We start from the raw sequence: 1467 nt of genomic DNA on the forward strand, positions 1-1467 counted from the left end.
TGTACTTAGTCGCTGCCTAGTTACGGCAATATAGAACATGCCAGACCGCCGCCGGTTAAGGCGACGTTGAGAATGTCGGCGCCGATGGCTTCTTCGAGGAAGCCGGCGAAGTTGTAGTTCTTGCCGCTGTGCGAGGTACCGACCAGGGTGATTTGCGGGTTGCCGGAATCGCCGAACAGATCGCCGTCACCGGCCTCGCCCTTAGGCTCGGTGGTGAACTGGTCCATGTACTGGATCGCGTAACTGGTGCCGCACAGTTGCCCGGCCATGTTGTGCAGGGTGCCGGTCTTGCCCATGCGCCCGGAGCGCTTGGTCTCGAATTCACGCTTGGGGACGTCGGCGAAGGCCGGGATCTGCTTGACCTTCTCGGCGACGATTTTCGCCGTGCGCTGCGCACCGTATGGCGTCCAGTGCTGATCGCCGCGGAAGTAGAAATCGTGGGCGGGCAGGGTGTCCGGCAGCGATTCGTTGGTCAGCGGCGACAGGTCTGGCACTACGTAGCCCATCTTGGCGAAACGGCCGAGCATGGTCTTGTAGTTGCCCAGCGCTTTCTCGTAATCGAACGCGGCTTTTTCCTGCGGATTGAGCTTGTTGCGGTTCACCAGGCCACGGGTCGGCTGGTAGACGATCACCAGTTCGACGCCTTTGGCCTTGAACGCATCGTGCAACTGTTGCAGGCGTTTGTAGCCGGCCGGGGTGGTGTTGAACTCGGTGCGCAAATCTTCCTGAGTGCGGAATAGCCAGTCGCCTTGCGCCTGCACCAGGGTGGTGAAGTTCTGCTGATAACGCGTGGTGTAGTTCTTCGCGTCATGGGCCGCCGGGCACAGGTTGCAGCACGGTTCGGCGCTGAACTTTGGCGGCGTGGCAGCGGCACTTTCATCGGCGCGGGCGCCGTTGCTGGCCGCGAGAATGCCCACGGTCAGGGCCGACAGGCTGAGTAATCTGATCAAGTGTGGGTGCATAAAATTATCCTCAGTCCTGCATTTCGGTCTGGCGTTCGACAGGGTCGATCAGCACGGCTTTCTGCTGGCGCACCAGCAGGTCGAGAATTTCATCCTGGCGTTCGCCGAGGATGCCGTTGAAGCTGATGCCACTGGATTTGGTCGGCGCCAGCATCGACACGCGATACAGCTCGACGCTCAACGGCGAATCGATCGACAGCGGGCCGCTGCCGTTGGCCGCCAGCTCACCGCCGACGACGATCAGCGACACCTGCGCATCGAACGGGTCGAGCTTGATGTCACGGTCGGTGTCGGTCAGGTCCTTGATGTGCCCGTAGACGCCGGTCAGGCCGTTGGCCATGGCGACGTTTTCGTAGAGGCGGATGTTCACGCTGTTACGAATGCGAATGCCGTGGCGCTTGTTGCTGATGACCTTGTTGCCCCACAGCAGGTTGTCGGCGGACTCATAGAGGGTGATGCCGTCGGTGTGGTTCTTGTAGATCTCGTTGTAGGCAATGATGTTGTT

The 1467-nt window shown here is 60.5% G+C and carries 1 protein-coding gene and 1 pseudogene; both read right to left on the reverse strand.

Annotated elements, in window-relative coordinates:
- Nucleotides 1–26: 26 nt before the first annotated feature.
- Nucleotides 27–962, reverse strand: a pseudogene (locus ACIOWE_RS30155) (alginate O-acetyltransferase); the annotation flags it as partial.
- A 10-nt stretch (nt 963–972) separates the two neighbouring features.
- On the reverse strand, nt 973–1467 hold a 495-nt coding region (locus tag ACIOWE_RS30160), incomplete at its 5' end, for a right-handed parallel beta-helix repeat-containing protein (protein WP_401398613.1).

It is taken from the genome of Pseudomonas sp. NPDC087598 (genome assembly GCF_044743525.1).
Lineage (GTDB): Bacteria > Pseudomonadota > Gammaproteobacteria > Pseudomonadales > Pseudomonadaceae > Aquipseudomonas.